We start from the raw sequence: 23,964 nt of genomic DNA, 5'->3' as shown, positions 1-23,964 counted from the left end.
CGTCAGTCCGTACCGGCGATCAGTGCCTCGCCGAGCGGGGTGCGGCGGTAGAGCACGGACCGTCCGGACCGGGCGCGGACGAGCAGTCCCGCGCTTCGCAGGATGGCGAGGTGGTCTCCTACCGCGCCGGGTGCCATGGCGAGGCTTCGGGCGAGCTGGCTGGTACTGGCCGGGGCGTCCAGTGCCAACAGCAGCCGGGCTCGGGACCGGCCGACCAGGGCGGTCAGGGCGTCCGGTTGGGGGACGGTCTCCTGTTCGCCCCACAGGGCGGCGGTGCCGCGGGCACGATAGACCAAGGTCCTGGGCCAGGGGTCTTCCAGGTGGGCTGCGATATGCCCGACGAAGACCGAAGGGATCAGCAGGAGCCCGTCGCCGGCGAGGCGGACTGTTCCGCCTCGGAAGAAGCCGATCTCGATACCGCCTGCGTGCCAGGCGATGCCCGGGTGCAGGCTCTCGATGGTCGTGGCCCATCCGTGTTCGCCGATCACACCCACCCGGTGCACGACGTCGCGCTCACAGATCGCGCGCAGTTGCGGCCAGTCCGGGGCGAGCAGCTCGTGCCAGGCCTGGTCCATCGCCTCGGCGATCCTGGAGACGGCGTCCGTCGAGTCCAGGACCGCGCATACGCGGGGATCACGGGCGGACGGGCCGATCGCGGTGGTGGCGAATTCGCGGCGGGCCACTTCCAGCGGCGTGGCCCGGATCATGGCCAGGTCGTCTGCCCAGGTCTGGCTGAGGCCGCGCGGGGGCGGAGCGACAAAGTTCGGTCCGCCGTGCGGGGCCTGCAGAGCGAGGGCGGCGTCCAGTTCGCTCTCGCGGCGAAGCCGTTCAAAGGCCGGCAGGAGCCGGGCGGCCCAAGCTCGCGGCAGCGGCTGGCCCTGGCCGATGAGCGAGCGCAGCAGCAAGCAGAGGTCCAGCGCGGGCGACAGCGCGAAGCGGCTGCGCAGCAGGTCCTCGACGGAGACTTCGAAGCGCAGCACCCTGGGAGGCTACCGCGGGACGTTGTTCCGATTCGTCCAGCGACGAATCATTGGTGAGTGGTGTGGGCGCACGGCGAGGCTGCGCGTCATGACCCCAACCGCCGAGCCCGCGCAGGGCAACCACCGTGCCACCTACCGGGAGGTGCTGGCCGAGCCGCGATTCCGGCTGCTCTTCTCAACCCGCACCGTCGCGATCACTGCGGACGCGCTGCGGATCACCACGTTCTCGGTGCTGGTCTTCTCGGCCACCGGCTCCCCGCTGCTGAGCGCACTGGCCTTCGGCATCGGCTTCATCCCGCAGCTGTTCGGCTCGCTGCTGCTGGGCTCACTGGCCGACCGACTGCCGCCCCGCGCGCTCATCACCGGCGGCTACGCCTTGACGTGCGCCGCCGCCCTGCTGCTCGCCCTGGTGCGGATGCCGATCGCGGCAAGCCTCGGGGTCGTGGCGCTGGTCGCGCTCGCCACACCGGTGTTTCACGGCGCGTCGAGTCGGCTGGTCGCGCAGTCGCTGGAAGGCGACGCCTATGTACTGGGCCGGTCACTGAACAACATCGCTGGCGCCGGCGCGCAATTGTTCGGTCTGGCACTGGGAGGTGCGGTCGTCGCGGCACTCGGCCCGCGCCGGGCGCTCGCGGTCAGTGCCGCCCTCTACCTCGGCTGCGCGCTTGCTATCCGCATCCGGCTACCCCGACTGCAGCCGGGAGAGTTCGGCGGCACACCCGGCAGCGCTGGGGGCGATGGCGGGGCCGTCCTGGCAAGCCTGCACGGTGCCGGCCTGCTGCTGCGCGGACAGATGGTGCGACGACTGATGCTGGCCCAGTGGCTCCCGCCAGCGTTCATAGCGGGCGCGGAAGGCCTGATCGTCGCCTACGCCGGAGGACGCCACTTCGCGCCCGGCTGGTACGCGGTGCTGATGGGCTGTCTGCCGGTCGGCATGCTTGTCGGTGACCTGCTGGTGGGCCGACTCCTACGACCACCCACCCGGGAGCGACTGGTAGTCCCGTTGATAGCGCTGATGGGACTGCCGCTGGTCGGCTTCGCTGCCGAGCCCGGAGTGGGCGTCTCGTCCTGTCTGCTGCTGCTCTGCGGCTTCGGATTCGCCTACGGTCTCGGCCTGCAACGGCCGTTCCTGGACGCCCTACCGCCAGATGGCCAGGGCCAGGCCTTCGGTCTGCTCGGCTCCGGCAGCATGACGCTACAGGGCATCGGGCCGGTTTGCTTGGGCGCTGTGGCCGCAGGCATCGGAACAGGCGGTGCAATCGCCCTGGCAGGCGGCGCGGCGGTGCTTACCGCCGGCTGGATTCTCACTTGGCACCCGTCCACCTCCCCGGTCCCCGTCCCGAACTGCTCAACGGGATCAGAGAACGGCACCGAACAGCATGCGTGTAGGTCTCCTGCGCAGTAACCGTCGCAGGTCGGGTTGGCCGCGAACCGTCACACACCCCACCCCCACCCTCACGCCTCCCTGACGGGCAGTCATTCCCGACAGCTCATTGTGTTAGGAGTTCTAAGTGAGCGTTTGATTCGTTGGCGTCCGTTTGGTGCGGGTCAGGTGTCGCGCCAGTTGGGGGTTGCTTCGTGGGTGAGTCGGCGGCTCATGAGGTCGATGGCTGCGATGTGGATCATGGCGGCTGATCGGTGTGGGTGGGTTTCGTAGTCGCGGGCGAGGCGGCGGTGGTGCATGAGCCAGCCGAGGGTGCGTTCGATGACCCAGCGGCGGGGCTGGACGGTGAAGGTGCGGCTTCCTGGGGTGCGGTGGACGACTTCGAGGTCGATGCCGCGGGTGGCGGCGTGTTCGATGACGGCGTTCTTGTAGCCGGAGTCGGCCCAGGCTTTGGAGACGCGGGGGTGGTGGGTGGCGATGTGGTCCAGGAGGTGGGTGCCGGCGGTGGAGTCGTGGACGGCGGCGGAGGTGACCAGGACGGCGAGGAGGAGGCCGAGGGTGTCGGTGACGACGTGGCGTTTGCGGCCGGCGATCTTTTTGGCGGGGTCGAAGCCCTGGTTGGTGAGGTGGATGTTGGCGGAGGTCTTGACGGACTGTGAGTCGAGGAGGCAGGCGCTGGGGTGGGCATTGCGTCCTTCGTGTTCCCGGACGAGTCGGCACAGGAGGCCGGTGAGCTGGTCGAAGATGCCGTCGGCTTCCCATTTGGCGAAGTAGCCGTAGACGGTCTGGTGGGGTGGGAAGTCGTGGGGGAGGTAGCGCCAGGGGATGCCGGTGCGGTCGACGTAGAGGATGGCCTCCATGAGGTCGCGCAGGTCGTGGGTGGGGCGGCGGATGCCGGCTCGGGCGTTCCGCCAGGATTGGAGGGTGGGGCGGATGAGTTCCCATCGGGCGTCGGACAGGTCGCTGGGGTAGCGTCGCCTGGGCTGCATATTTTTGGAGTACGAAACCTTCGCCAGGGGTGGGAGGGCGTGCGGGCCGCCGCTGGAGGCTTCGGGGCAAGCCGGGGCATTGATAAATGAGACGGTGCGTTTCTGGGCGAAGGTATGCGCCGCGCGAGCGGTTCACTCCTGCCGTTCGGGGCTTATCCCCATAAACAGGACGCGATATGGCAGGCGAACTGCTGGTGTAATCCACCGTGAACCCCCGCATAAGAGAACCAAACGCTCACTAAGAGGTAGTTTTCGCCCTTGAAGTTCACTTTTTTCCGTGTTGCTCGAGGCGGGGTCGTCGTCTCAATGCGGCTGGCGGGGTTGATGCGGCGGTCGTGTCCTATGGGGTGACGGCTGAGACGGGATGCGGCTTGCGCCTGTCTCATCCCGAGATACCCGGCAGCGCGTGCTCCTGCTGGTCGCGCTGCACGCCTGGGCGCACGCCCCTGGTCGGCGGTATGCCCGGGTCATGGCCGAACGTCGTCCGTATCCGAGTGATCTGTCCGATGCCCGCTGGGCGTTGATCGAGCCGGTGCTGAGTGCGTGGCGGGCCGAGCGGCGCCGGCATGCGCTGAACATCGGCCGCCCGCCCGAGCACGACCTGCGCGAAATCATGAACGCGATCCTGTACGTGGACCGCACCGGGGTGCAGTGGCGCTATCTGCCGCACGACTTCCCACCCTGGCAGACCTGCTACGGCTACTTCGCCAAATGGCAGCACGATGGCGTGTTCACCCGGCTCACCGGCGTCCTGCGCAGTCTGTTACGCCGACAGGAGGGCAGGGGCGCGGAACCGTCCGCGTGCGTGATCGACGCGCAGAGCGTGAAGACCTCCACCAGCGTCCCGGCCTCCGGGCAGGGCATCGACGCGGGCAAGAAGATCGTGGGCCGCAAACGGAGCATCGTCACCGACACCCTCGGCCTGCTGCTGACGGTGCTGGTCACCGCGGCGAGCGTGCAGGACTCCGACGCCGGCCAGGCCCTCGTCGACCACGTCGCCGCAGAGCATCCCACTGTCCGCAAGACCTGGGTCGACGGCGGCTGGGCTTGATCCGCTTTGACGGACATTCGAGATCAGGGGTTCAGCCCCGGGAGGATGTCCATCATGGAGAGCATGGGGAAGAAGAAGCCTCGCCGCCCTCGTCGTTCGTTCACGCCGGAGTTCAAGGCCGAGATCGTCGGGCTGTGCCGACGGGGTGACCGCTCGGTCGGGCAGGTCGCCAAGGACTTCGAACTGACCGAGACCGCGGTGCGGGACTGGGTGAAGCAGGCCGAGGTCGACGCGGGCGAGCGCGACGGGCTGACCAGCAGCGAGCGCGAGGAGCTGGCCGCGTTGCGGCGGGAGAACCGCCGACTGCGCGAGGATGTCGACATCCTCAAGCGGGCCACGGCTTTCTTCGCGAAGGAGACCCGGTGACGGTGCACCCGTTCATCGAGGCGGAGAAGCAGGACAGCCACAACGTCAAACGCGCGTGTGAGCTGATGAAGGTCTCCCGGACCGCCTTCTATGCCCGTCGCTCCGGCCTGCCCGGCCCCCGCGCGGTGCGGGATGCCGAGCTGACCGAGCAGATCACCGAGGTCCATGCGAAGTCGCGCGGAACCTACGGGGCGCCGCGCGTGCATGCCGTGCTCAAACGCGAGGGTGCCGGGTGCGGCCGCCGTCGTGTCGCACGACTGATGCGGGCCGCCGGGCTGCAGGGCCGGCACCGCCGACGACGGCATGTGACCACGATCCCCGATCCCGGGGCTGCCTTCCGTCCCGACCTCATCGTCCGGGACTTCCAGCCCGACCGCACCGGGCTCGATGCCCGCTGGTGCGGCGACAGCACGTATGTCCCGACCAAGGAGGGCTGGCTCTATCTGGCCACGGTCATCGACATCGCCTCCCGGCGCGTGGTCGGCTGGGCGACCGCCGATCATCTGCGGACCGAGCTGGTGGCCGACGCGCTGACAGCCGCCTGCCGGCAGCGCCGCCCCGCCCGTCCCGTGATCTTCCATTCGGATCGCGGCTGTCAGTACACCAGTCAGCAATTCGCTACTCTGGCAGCTGATTTCGGAGTTCGGCTTTCGGTCGGCCGCACCGGCCAGTGCTGGGACAACGCGCTCGCCGAGTCGTTCTTCTCGACCATCAAACGCGAACTGCTCGGCACCTCCGTCTGGCCCAGCCGGGCCGCCGCCCACACCGCGATCTTCGACTTCATCGAGGGCTGGTACAACTTGCACCGACTGCACAGCAGCCTCGGCTACCTCAGCCCCGCTGAGTACGAGACCGCACTCGCAGCCTGACCACCACATCAATGGTGTCCGTCAAAGCGGAACAAGCTCACCTCAAGATCACGCCGACTTCACCCAATTGGGCAACAGGGTCATCGAAGGCTTCTACAACCCCCTGAAGCTTCCCCTTGATGTTGGACACCTGGAGACTGGGACGTGAGGTTCCAGAGGAAGTAGTGCCAGGTGGGAAACAAGAGCAACCGCAGTAGGCGGTACACGGAGGAGTTCAAGCGGGACGCGGTCGCTCTGGTCCGCTCCTCCGGCAGGACCGTCACCGAGGTGGCCCGGGAACTCGGCGTCAGCGCCGAGGGGCTGCGCAACTGGGTCAGGCAGGACCAGGTCGACCAGGGCCAGGGGGCACCGGGCGAGCTGACGACGGCCGAGCGGGAGGAGCTGCGTCGGCTGCGCAAGTTGGCCCGTGAGCAGGCCGAGACGATCGAGGTGCTGCGAAAAGCGGCGGTCTTCTTCGCGAAGGAGAGCGATCGGTGAACGACGTGTACGTGTTCATCGAAGCGGAGAAGACCACCCATGGTGTTGCTCTCTTGTGCCGGCTGCTGAAGGTTGCCCGGTCCTCGTTCTACGCCTGGCGGGCCGGCGAGCAGGCCCGCGCCGCCCGCCAGGCCGCCGACGACGCCCTGGCCCACGAGATCACCGTGCTGCACATCGCCTCCAGACACGCATACGGAGTGCCGCGCATCCACGCCGCACTGCGCAGGTCGGGCAGGCGGATCAACCGCAAGCGCGTGGAGCGGATCATGCGTGAGCGCGACATCGCCGGGATCACCCGGCGCAAACGCCGTTCACTGACCCGCCCGGCGAAGAAGGCGGTGCCCGCTGCGGATCTGATCGGCCGCGACTTCACGGCGAGCGCGCCGGGCGAGAAGCTGGTCGGCGACATCACCTTCATCGCCACCGAGGAGGGCTGGCTCTACCTGGCGACCTGGCTGGACCTGGCGACCCGCGAGATCGTCGGCTACTCGATGGCCGGCCACCACCGGGCGTCCCTGGTCGTCGACGCGCTGGCGATGGCCGCCGGCCGCGGTCGGCTCCAGCCGGGCTGCATCGTGCACTCGGATCGCGGCAGTGAGTACACGTCCGAGGAACTCCGGCGGGAGATAGGCCGGTTGAAGCTGCGGCAGAGCATGGGCCGGACCGGCTCGTGCTTCGATAATGCCGTCGCCGAGTCGTTCTTCGCAGTACTGAAGGAAGAGATCGGCACCCGCCGCTGGCCCGACCGAGCCACCGCCCGCGCCGAGATCTTCACCTTTATCGAGACCTTCTACAACCGCAAGCGGCTACGGAAGCACCCGCACTGGGGCTACCTGACCCCGCTGGAGATCCGGCAGCGGCACGAGCAAGGACATGCCCTCGCGGCGTAAGCATCGAGTGTCCAACGTCACGGGGAAAGTCCACCCCGGCGCCGCCATTCGGCGAACGGCCAACTCAGCCCAGCCGAGTACGAACGTCGTCACGCCGCGAAGACACCACATAAAGTGCTCTACACAGCCGCATAGCGCGCAAGCCCATCGGTGTCTGTCAGACCGGGGCAACTCCACTGTGCCAGAACCCGAAACTCACCTACAAAGCCACCATGGCGCGTTGGGGCCGAGGAAGGTGCCGACACCGGTTACGTCGCCTCACCCTGAGCAAGCGCGAGGCGTGTTCCGGCGGGTGTTCGTACCGTGTTGCCACGCACCGTACGCGCGCAGCAGTACGGTCACGACTGTTCGAGTGGTTCGGTCGACAACACACACGCAATCCTGACGCTGATAGACGCGCCGATTGCCTGGGTACCGTGGGTCTCCCCCGTACGTCTGCTCGGGAGACTCAACGCACCGCAGCACTTCGCTCTCGTCGAAGCCGAGTTCCTTGGCCCGAACCAAGGCGTGCTGGCTTAGTACGACTCCGGCTTGGGCGCGAAGGCGATTCAGCGCACGCTCGCGCCGGGCAGCGCGGCGGAGGTTACTCATGAAGCAGCCTCGGCAGCCAGCAGTTCTCTAACAGCGCTCCTGCTCCACCCGCCCCTGCGCTTACGTGTAGGGATCACCTCCAGCCGGAGTCTGCGGGCGATCTCTTCGAGGCTGAAACTGCCCTCGTTCTTGAGACGTCTCGCCCACGCTCGAGCGTGCTCGATGGAGCGGCTGCTCTCGACCACGGTGCAACTGTCATGCATGCGGAGCGCCGCATAGGTCTTGACGACTTCCCGCATTACGGAGCTCTCTTCAGCGATCAGAGGCACGGCCTCGTCGGCCTCGAAGACCCGCAGCCCGAACTGCTGGACCCATGCGTACACGACCTCGCGTTCCGACTCATCAGCGAAGACGGACGAGTCGGCCACGTAGAGCGAAGCGATCGGCGCCGGAGTGGTCACCCACTGGAGCAGGTCCGTCAGGCCGAAGCCCGCAGTTTCCGGAGAGAACAGAGCCGCTACGGCGTGCTCGTAGCGCTTCGCGATCTCCTGGACTTCTCGTGACCGGGCAGCAAGGTCCTCATCGCTGTCCGCTTCGTAGACGAGCACCGCGTCGAACACCCCGGGAGATATCTGGTGAGACCTCCCGCCAGCACGGATCCGCTCCCCGTCGACGATCCGCGGGAGATCTTCATCCCAGACCGAGTCCTCCAGGAGCCTGTGCACCTTCTGCTTGTTGTAGGGCTGCTCCCCCTGCGGGCCCCGCCAGTAGTAGCCGACCTGGTTCAGGAATTCCGCGGTCTGTGGCAAGGTCAGCTGAAACCCGACGTGAAGCTTGTGCGCCAGCCTCACGACTTCGTTCTTGCTCAGGCCGCGTCCAATGTCCAGGTGACCGTGCTTGCCCTCCTGCCGCGGCACGAGCCTTCGCAGTGCAGCGCAGGCGGCCCGGACCTGGTCGTGGACATCCTGTCGGACGCCCGGCAGCGAATTGTCCAGTGCCACGGACTCGCCACCCACCACCAGGGGGACGTGACAAGCTCGCATCTCCTCGCAGACCAACGCCCGCGTGATCGGACCTCCCAGGTCTTCCCAGCTGTCCACCCAGACACCATCCACGAGGTCGGCTCGCACACAGAAGAGAACCTCCTGCAGCGCAGGACGGTCGCCGACCTCTCCCCTACCGCGCGATTCGGCCTCGGTTCGCCACAGCATCCCTGCGTCCAGCGCCACGTCTCCCCGGCGTGCCACGCGGTACCCGATCTCGGACGTCGACATGGTTCCCTCCCGTTCACCTGACCAGCGGTTAGAGGCGACGATGACAGATCCCTGGGTCCGCGCAAGCGGCCTATCTTTCGGACGATTTTGAAATGCGCGGGGACGCGGACGTTCAGAACAGCGCACTGCGCCTACGACGACATGAGCTGTCCCGAGTTTCGGTAGAGTCCGGGGGCATGTCCCGAGTTGCGTGGAGTCTCGGGCCTGTCCCGGGGCAGCCAGGCGCGGATGGGGCGAGGACGGTCAGGCCTCAGCAGGGCGCCGCGGATGCCTGAGGAAGATCGTTTGCTCGCGCCATTGGGTTACAGTCCGGCATGGGCATCGCAGACACCTCCATAGCGGCAGCCTCGGCGGCTCTCAGCGGCTTGGCCGCCTGGGGAGCCTGGAAGGCTTCCTCCAAGGCGAATGACACTGCTGCGGCAGTGGCGCAGATCGAGCGGGATCGCTGGCACAACGCACTCACGCCGCAGCTCCGCCTGAAACTGGAGCAGGACAAGCAGGTGCTGTACGTCCGGTTCGACGGACCATCCCAGCTCGGTCGGCTGCATGTCAGGCTCACCATCCGCGACGACTTCGACCGCACGCGCGTGCCTCCTCTCGCCGGCGGCCCGACAACTGACGAGATTGCCCGGACCATCTGGGGCCCGTACCGGTTCCGGCCCGGAGTCGACGGCGCCGACCAGGACGGTCGAACGGTCGCGGCCCTCCCTTTGGAGGCAGGAGACCGGACCAGACTTGCTGTCGACCCCACGGTGAGGCCTGCCTGGTACGAGGGCGTCGAAGGTGAGGAACGTTGGCGACGGCAGTACCGCACCGCGACGATCCGGCTCTGGGCGGACTGCGAAGCGGAAGGGCACAAACCGTGGCGCTTGAGTTTCGGTGTCACCCAAGACGGCCGATGGGCCCAGACGGGGCGCGTTATCGGGTCCTGAACAGCTGCCTTCGGTGTCTCATGCGGGAGAGGGAAAACGGCGTCTACGCCGTGAGGGGGGAACATGAGCAGACAGGACCGTGCTGACGCGGTGGACCGGGTAATGGCTGAGCGGCTCCTGCCGGAGGCCGCGGTGCAGGCACTGGGCCGCTGGTGGCGTGAGAACGAGGTGACATACGCGGACGGGACGCCCGGCGCCCACGCGGTCCGCTACACCCCGGCCCGGTGGGCAGAGATCGTCCCATGGCCCTCAGGCCTGGCGCCCGCCTCTGACGACGGTGACACCTGGGTCAGCCGGGCACAGGTAGCCCGCATCGTCGCCGACGCCCTGAAACGCGAGGACTTCCGGGAGGCCCTGGTCGCGGCCTACGTGTGGGGCAAGGGCAAGCGCGGCACGCCCGCCGGCAGCGGCCCCACCACGCTGCACAAGAACCTGGACGGGGCACTCGCCGACGCGGTCACCGCGCTCACTGAGAAGGACGCGCAGAAGGCGTACTCGACGCTCCACCAGAAGGTGACGGGCCTGGGTCCGTCCTTCTTCACCAAGTTCCTCTACTTCGCCGGCCACGCACGGCCCTCCCTGCCCGGCGGGCAACCGCTGATCCTCGACCGGGTCCTTTCCCTGCGTATGAGGTCCCTCGCGGTCGCCGTCGGCCAAGACACCGGCCTGGATCCCGACGGCTCGATCGCGGCCTGGGTCTGGGCAGACTGGAACTGGTCACCCCACCGCTACAGCGTCTACCTCGCCTTCATACACAAAGCCGCACGCCAACTGGCCGACACGGACACCTGGCCATCCCACGCCACCCCCGACCTGCTGGAATGCGCCCTCTTCAACGCAACCTGGTCAATCACGGGTTGACGGTGAAGAGCGGCCTGCTACTGAAAGCAGCACACCAACGGCTCCGGGATCACCTTGGGAGCACGCCAAGTCGGCACCGCTCTCGGTGCTGGCTTGACGTGCTAGCGGGCGCGAGCCAACGCGCCTGCCGGGATCCTGAAGCGAGGTCGGGCCTGTGGTCAGGGAGTGTCGCCGGAGTAGTAGAAGCGGCACCTCGCACCCGGGCCGTCCGTGCACGCCGCGCCGTGATGCCGGTCATGTGCACCACCCTCGGCGCGCTGGCGTTCAGCTCACTGGTTGATCTTTGAGTGCAACCAGACGCCGGTCTGAGCGGTCTGATGTTTGCGGGCGGTGCGGTGCGTGCCGAGGTCCTCTTGGAAGCGAGGCGTGATGACCAAGATCGTCTATCTGGATCAGAACCACTGGGTCACGATGGCCCAGGCACGTGTTGCGCCTGAGAAGATCCAGCGCGCCGACGAGCGGCAGGCCGCCGACGAGTTGTGGGGCCTGGTCACCGCAGGACAGGTGCGGCTGCCGCTATCCAGCGCCCACCTGGTCGAGACGGTCCGTGCCGGCGACCGGGAGCGCCGTCGCGACCTCGCGAAGGTCATGCTGGACGCCTACGGCGGGTGGCACATGCTGAATCCGCTGGTCGTACGTCGCTACGAGTTCGTCGGCGGCTTCGGGGGCCCGGCGCCGACCGTAGCGGACGTCTTCACCACCGCTGCGGAGTCGCCGTTCTTCACCTACGTGCCGACCATCGGCAACGCAGGCCGTGGACAGGCGCAGTCGTTGGCGACCAGCATCGCCTGGCGGGCGGCGTGGGCGAGTCTGCTACTGGGAGAGACTCTTTCGAAGGAGGAGTTGGACACTACGGCGGGCGTCATCGAACGATGGGCCGCCGTCCCGGCTGCCCTCGCCCAGTACCTGCGTGATCACCCGGCGGAACGCGACATGCGCTTGGTCACCGTCACGTACCTGCTCGGAGACCTCAAAGCGGACATCGCGCAGGCCTGCGTGCTGGCGGGCATCGGCAATGAGGAGCTGGTCAACCATCTTCAGCCCGAGAACGTGGTGGGCTTCTTCAGTCAGCTGCCCTTCACCGGCAGGGTGCTGGAAGTCATCCAAGCCCGTCTGCGCAACACCGCGGACAAGTGGGTCAACAACGACCTGAACGACCTGCTCTTCCTCGCCTGCGCCGCGGGCTACGCGGACCACGTCGTCGCGGAGAAGAAGACCGGCCACTACCTACGTGAGGCCGCCAAGTTCACCGTCCCGGGGGCGTCAGTCCACCTCAACCTACGCTCACTCGTCCAGGCCCTGCAGACCTCAGACCAGCCGAGCCGATAAAGCACGACCTCTCGTGAGCGATCACCGGGTCAGGCCGTATCACCGTGCCATCGACCGGCCGAAAGGTTCTGACCCCTGGCTCCTCGAAAACCGGCGCACAGGGCGTACTCCCGGCCGTAGCGTGATGAGATGACCTTCACCTACCAGCCGGCTGTGCCAGCCCAAGCACTTCGCGAGCTGCCCACCCGGGACGTCGCCTTACTCCTACTGGAACACCTGGCGCAGGGCGGAGGCCGCGCCCTCCAGCTCAACAACATCGTCGGTTCGCACGCGAAGCTCGCCTACGACGGCGAGCGGGACGTCGGAGCACTCCTCGACGCGCTCACCGACGCCTGGTCATGGCTGGAGTCACGGGCCCTGCTCGTCCGGGACCGAACCCAAAACGAAGCCTTCCGCCGGGTATCACGTGAAGGCATGGAGCTGGTGAAGAACCCCCAGGGGCGGGCAAGGTTCGAAGCCGGCGAACGGCTCTCGGGGCCGTTGCATCCCGCACTTGAAGGAACGGTTCGCACTAACTTTCACCTCGGCGACTACGAGACCGCCAGCTTCGCCGCCATGAAGGCGGTCGAGGTCGCCGTCCGTGAAGCATCGGGCCTGGACAACTCCCTGGTCGGAGTCCACCTCATGCGAGCTGCGTTCCAGCCGCGCCGCCCCGACAAGGGGGGTGGGCCGCTCGCTGACGCCGATGCCGAAGGCGGAGAGCAGGAAGCCGCCTCAGCTTTGTTCGCCGGCGCCATGGGCGCCTACAAGAACCCCTCGAGCCATCGAACGGTCAGGTTCGACGACCCCATCGAGGCGGCCGAGATCATCCAGTTCGCAGACCTGCTGCTGCGACAGGTCGAACGGGCCAAGCAGCGCGCCCAGGCTCGCTCCAGCACCTCATGACGGGACAGTAATGGGAGCCCTTCGTGTTGTCCTGTCCATCGGGCCACCCCAGGCCCGGCCGAATGGGCAGTAGGGGCAGTCCGGCGGATCGCTCGATTCCTCACTGGAGGGCTTTGGACGGCGCTGTCACGTTGTTGAGTGTGTGAGTGCCTGACGGTGTGTCGGGTGTGGTGGGGCCGGGGTCCGGCTCCGGACTCAGGCCGCGGCAGACAGGCCGGCGACGCCGGTGATCTGCTCCCAGATCGCGAAGCGGATGGTCATCTCGGCGCGGTGGTCGGAGGCGGTCATCCGGTGGCGGTGAGGTCGGAAGTGGGGCGAGATGCCGCTGAACGCGGACAGGAACCGCTGGGCTCCGCCGACGGAACGGAAGCCTTTCATGGCGCGTTCGCGTTGCCGGGTGGGCTGGTGGCTGTTCTCGGCCCGGTTGTTGAGGCCCTTGTGGGAGCGGTGCTCGACCGAGGGCATCACCTCGCGGTGGGCCGCGCCGTAGGAGCGCAGTTTGTCGGTGACCACCGCCCTCGGCACCGAGCGGGTCTTCTTGAGCAGTGTGCGGAAGAACCGCCGGGCCGCAGTGGTGTCCCGCCGGTTCTGCACGAGGATGTCCAGCACGGTGCCGTCGGCGTCCACGGCCCGCCACAGATACTTCTGCTCGCCGTTGATCTTGATGAAGACCTCGTCCAGGTGCCACTTATCACCGGGCCGGGGCCGACGGCGGCGCAACGCACCAGCGTACTGCTGCCCGAACTTCGCGCACCAGCGGCGGATCGTCTCGTAGGAAACGATCACGCCGCGCTCGAGCATCAGCTCCTCGACCTCACGGAACGACAACGGGAAGCGGAAGTACAGCCATACCGCGTGCGCGATGATCTCCACCGGGTACCGATGGCCCTGGTACAACGGCGACGCGGACGACACGAACGAACCCCTCCCCAGCACGATCAACTCCAAGATCATCCCAGGCCGGTCAGCCAACGTGACAACGCCCCGCCGGGCGGCCTGCCTCTCCCCCGCCCCGCCCGCTCCGGGCGCCGGGGACGGGACAGGCCGCCCGGAGCGCACCACTCACCCCGACTGCCGACAACGACCGCACGACGGCGACGCAGACGAAGAAGGAGCCCCACCTCGCCGCGCTAAGAAGCGACGGCTGATCGCCGAAGGATCGCGTTCGGCTGGCCGATCTAGCGTCGTGTCCCATCAAGTGGTGTAGGCGGATCTTGGTGGTCACGACGTTCGACGACGAGCCGGTCGAGACGGAGCACGGGTTGGCTGCGGTGGCCCAATCGCTTCTGGCTGTCTTACCGCAAGTGGGTGTCGGTACCGAGCGTTAGATTCTGCTCGCAAGGGCCGTCATCGCAGCGGCCACCGTGCGGGGAGGGCGACTTGATAAACCGGGGACCTACGGAGAACGGGCTGCGCTGGATAGCCGATGCCTACAGCACCAGCTTCACGCTCACACTCGGCGAGGGTCTCTCGTCGTACGAACTGCTGCGTCGCGTCGGCGCCCAGGAGCACCACATCGTCCCGCTCACCCGCTCCGCAGCATACGAGCTGCTGCTCAGGGAGGAGGAGGACCACATCAGCGACCTCGACTTCCTGGACTGGGAAGACGAAGCTGCGGTTGCCCGGCTGACAAGCGCCGGCTTTCTGCCCGCCCCGCCGGACACCATCGTCCGAGCGGGCTCGGTGACGGGCTGGGCGTATGCGCTGGAGGAATCCCACTGCCATACGGGCACCTACCTCGCGGCGCTGTCCGAGCGGGGGCGGGCGTTTTGCGTGCATCGCAACGCGAAGGGCTTCAGCCGCGTCGACCATGCCTGTCACGGCGATGCGGTGACGTCCTTCGAGCCCGGCCTGCCGCACCTTACGAACGGTGCCCCGGCCGAGGTGGCGCTCGGTTTCGTGCACAGCGGTGACGAGCCGGGCGATGTCGCGTTCCTGCGGTTCCTGGAGGGCGAGCTCGGCATCTGCCTCCCCTGGGAGGAGACGGAGGCAGAGCTTTCGGCAGCCGCGTTCACCTGACGCCGCCCTCGAACAGCCACGGCCTGTTTTCCGTCCAAGATCCGCTTACACCACTCCAGAGGACGTGACCCGATCTAGGGCGTTCTTCCTCTGGTCTGTCCGGTGAATGAGCAAGCAGTTCACGACCGCAGGCATTTTTCCTGCGGGTCGTAGCAGACGAGCCCGTGTTCGCGAGCCAGCGAAGTAGCGTAGTCAGAGACTTCTTCGGCCTTGCCGTAGGACATGAGCAGGTACACGATCGGCCCCGAGGCCTCGTCGCTGACCGGTGGCGACGCCCAGACAGTATTGCCGTCGACCTCGTCCGGGTATCGCTCGAGGAGCGCCTCGACGTAGGCCACGATGCGCGGAGCCGGAGGCGCAGCGACATCGTCCGACTCGAGGTAGCGCTCATAGAGCTCGTCGTAGACCGAGCCCGCTTGGTGGTTGTCGAGTGAGAGTGCACCGTCCCACACAGCAAGGTCATAGCTCACAGGCGAATCGTCGCAGGTAGCAATTCGGCCGGAGCCAGCAGGCCCTGAGATCCACCCAGCCGTCAGGTGATCCGTAAGAGAGCTCCTGAACCAGAGGACGCGTGCGGCTCGGTGGAGTGAACGAATAGCGCACAGCCAGAACACTACCTCTTCACCAGTAATCCTCGCCGCCCTCACCGGGATCAGCATCGACAACGCGACGGACTGGACGAACTTCGTCAAGCGCGACTGGACCGACTACATCAGCAGCCGGCGAAGCGACAGCTAAGAAGTCGGTTTCTCTCGTGGGTGAGCCCCGGCATCATGGTCGTCGGTGGGTTCATACGCGAGAGGACGAGTGCGACGGGTGTCTGGAGGCGGACAGGCGGCTTTGACGGAGCTGTGGCAGCAGCGTTGGCCCAGTTGCCCTCCGGTTGGGTACAAGCTCCGTGACCCGTATCGGGATGTTTGGGTACGTTTTCACAGCCTGCCGGAGTCGAAGCGGTACGCGGAGGACGAGAGCGAGTACACCGTTGTCCTGGAGCGTTGCAACACCGTCCTCGATGAGTTGTTCGCTGGTGCGGACGTGTATGTGATCACTCCGCTCTGGACGACCGAAGCCGAGGTCCCGTCATTCCAACCCGTCGCGGGGTATTGGCAGAGTCTCCTGGTGGAGGACGACCCTGCCCCTGAGTTCCGCACGTACTGCCACCTCTTCGCCGCCCGCCGACCCTGGCGGCGTGGCTGCATCGACGAGTTGCTCCGAGACATCGCCGGCGACAAGGTGGCGGGAGTCCTCATCACCGACACCCGGATGCAACGCATCCACCACCCCTACGACGGTGGCGCCGACGTCTTCCTCCCCACGCCCGAGGAACGGGACCGGATGCGCGACCGGCATGCCGACTGGCTTTCCAGTCATCCTTCGGGTCTCTGACCGGCTCGAATCACCGCCCCACTCAGAATGGTCTCCACCGTAAGTACCGGGTTGAGAGGCTCCACGAGTTCCTTGGTGGCGACGGCCACGAGGCGCGCGGGTGCATCACCGTCCAGCAACGCGCTCACGTACTCGATGGCCTCCGCAGGCGAGAGCACGGGCAGCCTCTGGCGCAGTGTCCGCACAGCGTGCATGCGTCCGCGCGTAGCGGCGGCTCCGCGTAGCGCATCGTGTAGATCGTCTACTGCGGTGCGCACCGGCAGCCCACGTATCCGGGCTCGGTAGTCGGCCTCCCACCCTCCGGTTACCGCGGAGACGACGCCGATCTGGTGTAGTCCCCCGTCGACGCGGTCGACCAGGTACGGCCCATTGCCGATCAGCATGTACTCCGAGTTCCGAGTGCGTGCGAACTCCTCGGACTGCCAGGAGACGATCCACACCAGCTCGTGCTCCTCGACATGGACCACAGCCATCCGCATCGCGTCCACACTCACAGCCCGCCACTGCTGATAGTCGCGCTCCAACTGTTCTTCCACAGCCCGAACGGCGGCTTCTCGCTCGATCACGCGTGCAGCATCCCGTACGGGCCTCTCTGTCGACCAGCGAATTCGCACGGCCCAGAGCCAGGTACGAGAGGGCTGACGGACCTTCTTGCTCAGGAATACGACAGCCACGCAACAAGTGCTCTGCGCCAGTACCGCTCAAGACCTTGAGGTCCTGCCTGGAGTGCTCCGACGGCACGCCCGCCGACGCCGCCACCTACATCGCTCCCCCGGCCAAGTACCTGCTTGCCGCCTGCTCTGAGAGGACGACCGCTCATGAGCACCGCCACCCTCGCCGCCTTCACCGAGCCGAACCGCCCCAAGAACCTGCTGATCCGGTTCATCACGGTCGGCGACAGCTATGTGGACGTCACCGGCCCCGGCAAGCACTCCGAGAAGAACCGCTGGGACTACCGCGGCTGCGGGGACTCCTTTGACCGGCCGGAGCAGAACTACCTGTTCCGCACCCGGCCGGACGCCAACAACCACGCCACCACCTGCCACGCCATCCCGCTGACGTGACCGCCCGCCACCTGCACGCCGCCCTGCTGCTCGCCGCCGTCGTTCCGCTCGCCGCGGCGACGGCCGCCGCGCTCAAGGCCAGCCACCTCAAGCTCTACGCCGACCGGCACCGCATCGAGATCACCGCCCGGCCCTGGCCGGGCCGCCCGCACTGCCGCGGCGAAGGCGGCTGGGGGACCGGCGGCGCCTTCCCCGAGACGGAGGCGTGCGGCTGCTGGTCCGACCGGCGCGAGCTACGCATCCCCCTTCTGCCCGTCCCGGCCTGGGACGAGCCACCGTTCTGAAACACCACCGTCCCCGGCCGAAGACCGGCCGGGGGCGAAGGCACCACGGGGCACCCGCCGCATCGGCAAGAGGCCGGCCGCCCCGCACACCCTGCACCCCGAATCCGAGATGAGGAGCACACCCAGCATGACCGATCGCATCCGCGCCATCGAGGGCCTCGCCCTGGTCGCCGCCCTGACCGCCGTCTTCGACGGAGTCCATGCACTGGGGGACCAGTTCGTGCAGAACTCGCACGACGCAACGACCAAGGGGATGCACGGCACCCACCTGGTCTACGTGAACGACGGCTCCCCGGTGGAAGAGAACCCGTGGCGGCACGGCAAGGAAGGCCGCACCTGCACCGCCAGCGCCTATGGCCGCCGCTCGGTGAGCCGACACGTCGCCAGCTACAGCGCCGTACAACTCGCTTCCACCCTCGCCGTCACCCGCACCCTCGGGTACCGCATCCCCGCCAGCGCCCTGCTGACGGGCGCCGCGATCAACGCGATCATCCACGGAATCCTGGACAGGCGCGACCCTTTGCTCTGGCTCGCCGAGAAGGCCGGCAAGAGCGGCTACATCAAGCACGCCACCGTCGTCCGCAAGGCCGGCGGCGAAGGCACCGAGTACCCCAAGCCCGTCCAGGACGTCTCCGGGCCCGGCACCGCGCTGATGGAGCTGGACTAGGCGGCCCACCGCGCGATCGGCGTGGCCGCCGCCCTGGTCACCACCTGGATCACCCTGCGCAAGGGCGACCGCCGGTGACCTCCGCCGCCCACACCCGGTTGGAGCGCGTCCGCGCTTCGGCCGGGATCGTGAAGCTCGCCCCACAGCAGATCGAGGACGAACTGGGCGGACCGATCGACGCCGAGTTCCTCGCCGAGACGCTGCGCGAGCTGTTCGACGAGGCCGACCCCAAGGGCGGCGTCCTCGGCTCGCTCAACCAGCTGCTCACCATCGCCTCGAAGGCCGCGGCACTCGCCCCGCTGGGCGGTGAGGACTCCGAGTCCGCCGCCTGCGCGATCGAAGTAGCCGCGGCCTTCGCTCTCGACTCCGCCGGGATGCGCCTGCACCTGGCCACCTCCACCCTTCACCCTTCACCCGCAAGGAGAACGCCCTTGAAACGCACGACGCTCGGCACCATGCAGCCGCTCGACACGACCATCCCCGACCCGGCGCTGATCGTCCTCATCGGGGCGGCAGGGAGAGGCAAGAGCACCTGGCCCCACACGCAGGTCCTGGAGCTCGATCAGTTCCGGGCGACGGTCTCGGACTCCCCCAGTCGGCAGGAGACCACTGGCGACGCCGCCGACGTCCTCAAGCTGATCCTGGAGCGCCGGAGGGCCCGAAAGCTCAACACGGTCATCGACGCGGCTTCCCTGATAGTTCAGTGAGTTCAAGGACTCGCCGGGGGGCGTGGACGAGTGGTCGGACGCCGGCAGCCCCAGGCAGTGGGGTCAGCGGTGATCCCACCACCAGGAGATGCTCGGGTAGGGCAGGGGGCTGGTGTCGTCGGTGGATAGCGAGGGTGCCCAGAAGGCGGGCGTCCGGATGACCTGGTCCAGCCGCGGAAGTTGGACCAGCAGGGGGTTGTACCGCCGTGCGCACAGGGTGGCTTCAGTGTTGGCGATGACGAACTGGCCCAACCTTTCGATGAGGTAGCGCAGTGAGGGAGTGGCGGCGGGGGTCAGGAGGCGTTCGCGCAGCTGGAGGAACAGGAGCATCAGGCGGTCACGGGTCTCGACCGTCAGGGTGACGGCCCGGTCGAAGGAGGCCCCGCGGCTGGTCCGCAGGACGTCCACGAAGTTGGTGCCGGGTTGCCCCTCGGCCTTTTCCTTGTGGAAGGAGGTGACGTCGTTCTCCAGGGCGCACATCAGTGTCACGCACTCGATGAGGGCTTGGACCGCCGGGGAGTCCCATTCCTCGTCCGGTGTGGGCCCGGGTCCGCACATGTCGATGAGGACGGCGTAGACGGAACCGCCGAAGTCTTCAAAGCGGGAGAAGAGGTACTCGTCCTCACCGGGTCGGTCGAGGTGCAGCTTGTGCACGGCACTGGTGAGCAGGCGCCGGAAGCCGGTGGCGAGCCGGATGGTGTGTGCGGGTGCGCAGGAGGTGCGAAGTTGTTCCATGGCGTCGTGTCCAGCTCGGACGAGGAGGTGGTCGTCCGCGGTTACGTGGTAGCCCGGGGACTCCAGGACGCGCATGACGCGGCACATCAGGCGGAAGAGGTCGCCGGGGCGGCTGCGAGCGTCGGCATGGTCCAGGACGTCGTCGTCGAGAACGAGAGCCCACTCCGTGATGCAGCCGATACCGCGCAGCACGGCGGGAGGGGTCTGCGGAGTGGAGAACCTGGCCAGGCACCAGGCCAGGACGCTGCCGCAGTTGCCGGAGTCGGGCCGGTCCTCCAGGAAGCCGTACGACTCCTTCCATGCGGTCACCTCGGCGGCGACACCCGACGGGACGTGGGACACCTCCGGCATCGGCAGCGGGTAGTGGAAGCGCGGCGCCGGACGTGGTCCGGTCGCGGGTGCGGACAGGTCCGCCTGGGAGGTGTCACTGCTCATTCATGTTCCTTCGCCGAGGGGCCGATTGACGAGCATGCGCCGTCAGGGCCGGACCGACTGGAGAAAAAAGGAACATCATCCGATCGGGTGGTTCTCCGTGCTGTCGTCAGTGTGTGGGTCCGAGGCTCTGCGGCGTCCGCGTCGGAGGACTGTGCCGCTGGGCCTGCGGCTCGCGGGGAGGGCGAGGAATGGCCGGGGCGCTGCGGGCCGGTCGCGTCGGCGCCGGCCGGGCAGGGCGTCGCGGGTGCGGTGGTGGAAGGCGAGGAGGGCAAGGAGCGCGGTGGCAGCGAACCAGAGGAGCTGGAGCCCGAACCGGGAGGTTGCGGGGCTGGTGGAGAAGCCCGCCGTGGTGGCCGCCTGGACCGTGCCGTAGGTGGGTAGCAGCCGTAGCAGTTGGCTGTCGGCCCCCGAGCTCAGGACGGGGTTCTGCAGGGCGACGTCTACGACGCTTGTCATCACCATGGCGAACATTCCCTCGACCTCGCGGTGAAGGAGGGAGCCGAAGACGACGCCGAGGACACCGTAGGTCATGGCCGCGCAGAAGAGGGCGGCGGCGAGGAGCAGCGGCTGCTTGGGCATCCACGCGGTGCAGGTGACTGCCGTGGCGTAGGCGGCGAGGACCGCGGAGATGAGCGCCAGCGAGACGGTCCTCGCCAGAACGAGGTGGGTGCGGGGGAAGCCAGCCATGGCCAGGCGCAGGTCGAAGCGTCCGGCGGCGAAGGTGGCGGCGAACATCATGAATCCGGTGACCAGGGTCACCGCGTTGACGGCGCCGGTGATCTGGGTAAGCCGGCTGCCGGGGGGCGACACCGTCTCTCCGGTGGCGGCCAGGTGGAAGGAGACGGCCCTGCCGGGGATGGTGAGGTAGACCAGGCTGATCCAGGTGGGGACGAAGAGGACGACCAGCAGCAGGGCGAACCGGTTGCGGGCGTGCGCGACGAGGTCGTACCGGGTGGCCGTGGCGAGCAGGACCAGGTGTCTTCTCACGCCATCGCCGCCGTCTCCGGGTGCAGCTGGCCCCCGTCCAGCCGCCACAGTTCGTCGAGGCGCCTAGTGTCGTAGGCCAGGTGGGAGACGACGAGGACGGAGCGCCCAGCGTCGCTCAGCCGGGCGGCCAGCTCCCAAAAGCGTTGGTAGGTGTCCCAGTCGAAGCCCTGGTACGGCTCGTCCAGCAGCAGGACCTGGGGATCATGCATCAGGGCGAGTGTGAGGTTGAGTTTCTGCCGTGTGCCGCCGCTCAGTACCCCGGCGGGTGCGTCGGCGTAGGACCACAGCCGCAGTTCCTCCATGATCCCTTTGGCGTGGCGCAGGTCCGGCAAGCCGAAGGCGGTCCGGAAGAACTCCAGATGCTGACGCACGGTGAGTGCGTCGTTGAGTACCGCCTCCTGCGGGCAGTACCCGAAACGCCCTCGGTGACGGACCGAGCCCTGATGAGGGCGCAGCTCGCCGGCCAGGATCTTCAACAGGGTCGTCTTCCCGGCACCGTTCTCACCGACGATCCCGGCCAGGACTCCGGGGGCGAGGTTTAGATCGACACCGCGCAGAACCGCGCGCCCGTGGTAGCCGTGATACAGACTCTGCACTTCCATCGCGTCCCCCGTCATCCGGATCCCACTTACTCAAACGGACATCGGATGATCGGGACACGGCGTGTCAACCTTCGCGTCGGCACGCCACCCCATGCAGGCGACGCCGGTGTACGGGCAGGTGCCACCAAACTGCGGGCACCGTGCGCTGAGCTGCCCCGGCCACGGGAGAAGCGCCGTGGGCCAGCGCCCGATCAACATGGCGCACGCGAGGATTGGCGCGGTCGGCGAGCAGGCGATGGCTGCCCCCAAGACCTGGTGGCTGCCGCGCACGCTCAGCTGGAATCAAGGCCATGCCTGTCCTCCGTCGGCCGAGGTGCACATTCCCCTCGACCCACACCCAGGAGCGTCGGGGCCCAGGTCTACCAGCTGCCCCAGGATCCTCAGCCCGCCCTTTGGCGACGCCAGAACGGGCCCGCTCTGCCGAGCGTGAGTCAACCCACGGACCTGAACACAAGGACCTGCCAGGGAACGCCACGAACGACACCAGGGCAATCCGCGAACCGCTGGTCGCCACCGCCAAGCGGCACACCATGCCCATCACCGCGGTCATGGTGCCCATCCCGGCCTCCGTGTGCATCGAGCGCCAGAGTCCCAGGCCAGCCAACCGCATCGTCCCGGACGACACGGTCCACCAGCAGCACAAGACGATGCTCCACTCCCACCCTCATCTACTCATCGAGGGCTTCAACGACGTCGTCTTCGCCTACTCGCTCTACCTACTGCTGCCACACCTGAAGCGGCTGAGCGACGCCTGGACCGTCGACCTCGGAGACGACGGCGATGGGTTGAGCGAGCGCTGTCACGTTGTTGAGTGTGTGAGTGCCTGACGGTGTGTCGGGTGTGGTGGGGCCGGGGTCCGGCTCCGGACTCAGGCCGCGGCTGGCTGGCCGGCGACGCCGGTGACCTGGTCCCAGACGGCGAAGCCGGCGGTCATCTCGGCTCGGTATTCGGAAGCGGTCATCAGGTGACGTCGGGGCCGGAAATGGGGTGAGATGCCGCTGAACGCGGACAGGAACCGCTGCGCCCCGCCGACGCTGCGGAAGCCCTTCATCACGCGTTCACGCTGCCGAGTGGGCTGGCGGGGGTTCTCGGCCCGGTTGTTGAGGTACTTCGACTGCCGGTGCTCGACGGAGGGCATGACCTCGCGATGGGCCGCGCCGTAGGAGCGGAGCCTGTCGGTGACGATCACCCGGGGCACCGTGCGGGCCGTCTTCAACAGGCGCCGGAAGAAACGCCTGGCTGCGCTCTTGTCCCGCCGGTTCTGCACGAGGATGTCCAGGACATTGCCGTCCTGGTCCACGGCCCGCCACAGATACTTCTGCTCTCCGTTGATCCTGACGAACACCTCGTCCAGATGCCACTTATCACCGGGCCGGGGCCGACGGCGGCGCAACGCACCAGCGTACTGCTGCCCGAACTTCACACACCAGCGCCGCACCGTCTCATGCGAGACGATCACGCCACGGGCGAGCATCAGCTCCTCGACCTCACGGAAGCTGAGCGGGAAGCGGAAGTACAGCCACACGCAATGCGAGATGATCTCCACCGGGTACCGGTGCCCCTTGTACGACGGCGACGCGCTGTCCACGGACAACCCCTCCCGCATGATCAACCAGAAGATCATCCCACCCGCTCAGCCAACGTGACAGCGCCCCTGGACATCCTCGTGCAGAACCGGCGGGACAAGAGCGCAGCCAGGCGTTTCTTCCGGCGCCTGTTGAAGACGGCCCGCACGGTGCCCCGGGTGATCGTCACCGACAGGCTCCGCTCCTACGGCGCGGCCCATCGCGAGGTCATGCCCTCCGTCGAGCACCGGCAGTCGAAGTACCTCAACAACCGGGCCGAGAACCCCCGCCAGCCCACTCGGCAGCGTGAACGCGTGATGAAGGGCTTCCGCAGCGTCGGCGGGGCGCAGCGGTTCCTGTCCGCGTTCAGCGGCATCTCACCCCATTTCCGGCCCCGACGTCACCTGATGACCGCTTCCGAATACCGAGCCGAGATGACCGCCGGCTTCGCCGTCTGGGACCAGGTCACCGGCGTCGCCGGCCAGCCAGCCGCGGCCTGAGTCCGGAGCCGGACCCCGGCCCCACCACACCCGACACACCGTCAGGCACTCACACACTCAACAACGTGACAGCGCCTGCGGGCGGTCTTCCCGGCAGCCAGGTGCGCCGACACCCGAATCGAACGACCCGTCGGAGCGCCTGTCCCCCACGCGAGCTACGCGCAGGTGTCCACCGTGAGGTGACGATTCGCGGAC

26 protein-coding genes and 2 pseudogenes are annotated in these 23,964 nt (G+C 67.6%); 18 read left to right on the top strand and 10 right to left on the bottom strand.

The genetic code is table 11. From position 1 onward, the window contains the following. Window positions 1-2: 2 nt before the first annotated feature. The gene (locus OHB56_RS01985; RefSeq protein ID WP_326756781.1) at window positions 3-980 is read right to left on the bottom strand and encodes a winged helix-turn-helix domain-containing protein; all 978 of its coding nucleotides are present in this window, start codon (window positions 978-980) and stop codon (window positions 3-5) included. Between the two features lie 88 nt (window positions 981-1,068). Here OHB56_RS01985 and OHB56_RS01980 point away from each other — a divergent pair, with 88 nt between their 5' ends. After that, entirely contained in the window at window positions 1,069-2,385 is a 1,317-nt protein-coding gene (locus tag OHB56_RS01980) for an MFS transporter (protein WP_406351273.1), read from the top strand. A 143-nt stretch (window positions 2,386-2,528) separates the two neighbouring features. Here the strand turns inward: OHB56_RS01980 and OHB56_RS01975 are convergent, their stop codons facing one another. Then, complete coding sequence (locus OHB56_RS01975; RefSeq protein WP_406351271.1) at window positions 2,529-3,353, bottom strand: IS5 family transposase; 825 nt, start codon at window positions 3,351-3,353, stop codon at window positions 2,529-2,531. Window positions 3,354-3,822: 469 nt separating this feature from the next. Between OHB56_RS01975 and OHB56_RS01970 the strand changes: the two are divergent. From OHB56_RS01970 to OHB56_RS01950, 5 genes and pseudogenes are all read left to right on the top strand, one after another. Further along, window positions 3,823-4,398 (top strand): annotated as a pseudogene (locus OHB56_RS01970) (IS5 family transposase); the annotation flags it as partial. A gap of 60 nt (window positions 4,399-4,458) precedes the next feature. Next, window positions 4,459-4,770 carry a transposase gene (locus OHB56_RS01965; RefSeq protein WP_406351269.1) on the top strand — a complete coding sequence of 104 codons (312 nt, stop codon included), beginning with the start codon at window positions 4,459-4,461 and terminating at the stop codon, window positions 4,768-4,770. Beyond that, window positions 4,767-5,639: an IS3 family transposase gene (locus tag OHB56_RS01960; RefSeq protein ID WP_406351268.1), complete on the top strand. Its 873-nt coding sequence runs from the start codon at window positions 4,767-4,769 to the stop codon at window positions 5,637-5,639. The genes OHB56_RS01965 and OHB56_RS01960 overlap by 4 nt, the downstream gene beginning before the upstream one ends. A gap of 171 nt (window positions 5,640-5,810) precedes the next feature. Then, window positions 5,811-6,116, top strand: coding sequence for a transposase (locus OHB56_RS01955; protein WP_381677622.1), 306 nt, complete (start codon window positions 5,811-5,813; stop codon window positions 6,114-6,116). Further along, window positions 6,113-7,006, top strand: a complete 894-nt coding sequence (locus OHB56_RS01950; protein WP_055593155.1) for an IS3 family transposase — start codon at window positions 6,113-6,115, stop codon at window positions 7,004-7,006. Before OHB56_RS01955 ends, OHB56_RS01950 begins: the two co-directional genes overlap by 4 nt. A gap of 587 nt (window positions 7,007-7,593) precedes the next feature. Here the strand turns inward: OHB56_RS01950 and OHB56_RS01945 are convergent. Then, window positions 7,594-8,811 carry a hypothetical protein gene (locus OHB56_RS01945; protein WP_406351267.1) on the bottom strand — a complete coding sequence of 406 codons (1,218 nt, stop codon included), beginning with the start codon at window positions 8,809-8,811 and terminating at the stop codon, window positions 7,594-7,596. Between the two features lie 314 nt (window positions 8,812-9,125). Here OHB56_RS01945 and OHB56_RS01940 point away from each other — a divergent pair, with 314 nt between their 5' ends. The 4 genes from OHB56_RS01940 (at window position 9,126) to OHB56_RS01925 (ending at window position 12,818) form a co-directional block, all read left to right on the top strand. Next, the gene (locus OHB56_RS01940) at window positions 9,126-9,743 is read left to right on the top strand and encodes a hypothetical protein (protein WP_406351265.1); all 618 of its coding nucleotides are present in this window, start codon (window positions 9,126-9,128) and stop codon (window positions 9,741-9,743) included. Between the two features lie 63 nt (window positions 9,744-9,806). After that, a complete protein-coding gene (locus OHB56_RS01935; RefSeq protein ID WP_406351263.1) occupies window positions 9,807-10,604 on the top strand; it encodes a hypothetical protein in 798 nt (265 codons plus the stop codon). Between the two features lie 369 nt (window positions 10,605-10,973). Continuing rightward, window positions 10,974-11,933: a hypothetical protein gene (locus OHB56_RS01930; protein ID WP_406351261.1), complete on the top strand. Its 960-nt coding sequence runs from the start codon at window positions 10,974-10,976 to the stop codon at window positions 11,931-11,933. 129 nt (window positions 11,934-12,062) lie between these two features. Further along, window positions 12,063-12,818 (top strand): TIGR02391 family protein, encoded by a 756-nt coding sequence (locus OHB56_RS01925; protein WP_406351259.1) that lies wholly within the window; start codon window positions 12,063-12,065, stop codon window positions 12,816-12,818. 195 nt (window positions 12,819-13,013) lie between these two features. On the opposite strand, the gene OHB56_RS01920 is transcribed toward OHB56_RS01925, so the two are convergent. Next, window positions 13,014-13,772 (bottom strand): IS6 family transposase, encoded by a 759-nt coding sequence (locus OHB56_RS01920; protein WP_406351257.1) that lies wholly within the window; start codon window positions 13,770-13,772, stop codon window positions 13,014-13,016. A 426-nt stretch (window positions 13,773-14,198) separates the two neighbouring features. Between OHB56_RS01920 and OHB56_RS01915 the strand changes: the two genes are divergently transcribed. Further along, window positions 14,199-14,837, top strand: coding sequence for a DUF6461 domain-containing protein (locus tag OHB56_RS01915; protein ID WP_406351255.1), 639 nt, complete (start codon window positions 14,199-14,201; stop codon window positions 14,835-14,837). 119 nt (window positions 14,838-14,956) lie between these two features. On the opposite strand, the gene OHB56_RS01910 is transcribed toward OHB56_RS01915, so the two are convergent. Beyond that, window positions 14,957-15,307, bottom strand: coding sequence for a hypothetical protein (locus OHB56_RS01910; protein WP_406351254.1), 351 nt, complete (start codon window positions 15,305-15,307; stop codon window positions 14,957-14,959). Window positions 15,308-15,956: 649 nt separating this feature from the next. Between OHB56_RS01910 and OHB56_RS01905 the strand changes: the two genes are divergently transcribed. Next, window positions 15,957-16,223: a hypothetical protein gene (locus OHB56_RS01905; RefSeq protein WP_406351252.1), complete on the top strand. Its 267-nt coding sequence runs from the start codon at window positions 15,957-15,959 to the stop codon at window positions 16,221-16,223. Here OHB56_RS01905 and OHB56_RS01900 read toward each other — a convergent pair. Next, window positions 16,205-16,789, bottom strand: coding sequence for a YrhB domain-containing protein (locus OHB56_RS01900; protein ID WP_406351250.1), 585 nt, complete (start codon window positions 16,787-16,789; stop codon window positions 16,205-16,207). The genes OHB56_RS01905 and OHB56_RS01900 overlap by 19 nt on opposite strands. Window positions 16,790-17,041: 252 nt before the next feature. On the opposite strand from OHB56_RS01900, the gene OHB56_RS01895 reads away from it, so the two are divergent. The 4 genes from OHB56_RS01895 to OHB56_RS01880 all read left to right on the top strand — a co-directional run bounded on the left by OHB56_RS01895 (window position 17,042) and on the right by OHB56_RS01880 (window position 18,945). After that, on the top strand, window positions 17,042-17,287 hold the full coding sequence (locus OHB56_RS01895; protein WP_406351249.1) for a hypothetical protein: 246 nt from the start codon (window positions 17,042-17,044) through the stop codon (window positions 17,285-17,287). Next, window positions 17,284-17,571 carry a hypothetical protein gene (locus OHB56_RS01890; protein ID WP_406351247.1) on the top strand — a complete coding sequence of 96 codons (288 nt, stop codon included), beginning with the start codon at window positions 17,284-17,286 and terminating at the stop codon, window positions 17,569-17,571. Before OHB56_RS01895 ends, OHB56_RS01890 begins: the two co-directional genes overlap by 4 nt. Before the next feature lie 127 nt (window positions 17,572-17,698). Beyond that, a complete protein-coding gene (locus tag OHB56_RS01885; protein ID WP_406351245.1) occupies window positions 17,699-18,238 on the top strand; it encodes a hypothetical protein in 540 nt (179 codons plus the stop codon). A 74-nt stretch (window positions 18,239-18,312) separates the two neighbouring features. Next, on the top strand, window positions 18,313-18,945 hold the full coding sequence (locus tag OHB56_RS01880) for an AAA family ATPase (protein WP_406351243.1): 633 nt from the start codon (window positions 18,313-18,315) through the stop codon (window positions 18,943-18,945). A 63-nt stretch (window positions 18,946-19,008) separates the two neighbouring features. On the opposite strand, the gene OHB56_RS01875 is transcribed toward OHB56_RS01880, so the two are convergent. The 3 genes from OHB56_RS01875 to OHB56_RS01865 form a co-directional block, all read right to left on the bottom strand. Continuing rightward, window positions 19,009-20,115 carry a terpene synthase family protein gene (locus tag OHB56_RS01875; protein WP_406351241.1) on the bottom strand — a complete coding sequence of 369 codons (1,107 nt, stop codon included), beginning with the start codon at window positions 20,113-20,115 and terminating at the stop codon, window positions 19,009-19,011. A 75-nt stretch (window positions 20,116-20,190) separates the two neighbouring features. Next, window positions 20,191-21,102: an ABC transporter permease gene (locus OHB56_RS01870; RefSeq protein WP_406351239.1), complete on the bottom strand. Its 912-nt coding sequence runs from the start codon at window positions 21,100-21,102 to the stop codon at window positions 20,191-20,193. Further along, the gene (locus tag OHB56_RS01865; protein WP_406351237.1) at window positions 21,099-21,704 is read right to left on the bottom strand and encodes an ATP-binding cassette domain-containing protein; all 606 of its coding nucleotides are present in this window, start codon (window positions 21,702-21,704) and stop codon (window positions 21,099-21,101) included. The genes OHB56_RS01870 and OHB56_RS01865 overlap by 4 nt, the downstream gene beginning before the upstream one ends. A 290-nt stretch (window positions 21,705-21,994) precedes the next feature. Between OHB56_RS01865 and OHB56_RS01860 the strand changes: the two genes are divergently transcribed. After that, window positions 21,995-22,531: an AAA family ATPase gene (locus OHB56_RS01860; RefSeq protein ID WP_406351235.1), complete on the top strand. Its 537-nt coding sequence runs from the start codon at window positions 21,995-21,997 to the stop codon at window positions 22,529-22,531. Between the two features lie 41 nt (window positions 22,532-22,572). On the opposite strand, the gene OHB56_RS01855 is transcribed toward OHB56_RS01860, so the two are convergent. Continuing rightward, window positions 22,573-23,310, bottom strand: coding sequence for an IS6 family transposase (locus tag OHB56_RS01855; protein ID WP_406358878.1), 738 nt, complete (start codon window positions 23,308-23,310; stop codon window positions 22,573-22,575). A 48-nt stretch (window positions 23,311-23,358) separates the two neighbouring features. Between OHB56_RS01855 and OHB56_RS01850 the strand changes: the two are divergent. Further along, window positions 23,359-23,769, top strand: a pseudogene (locus tag OHB56_RS01850) (transposase); the annotation flags it as partial. Window positions 23,770-23,964: the final 195 nt, after the last annotated feature.

The organism is Streptomyces sp. NBC_01635, from assembly GCF_045209715.1.
GTDB lineage: Bacteria > Actinomycetota > Actinomycetes > Streptomycetales > Streptomycetaceae > Streptomyces > Streptomyces hirsutus.
This window is presented reverse-complemented; position numbering and strand designations above follow the sequence as displayed.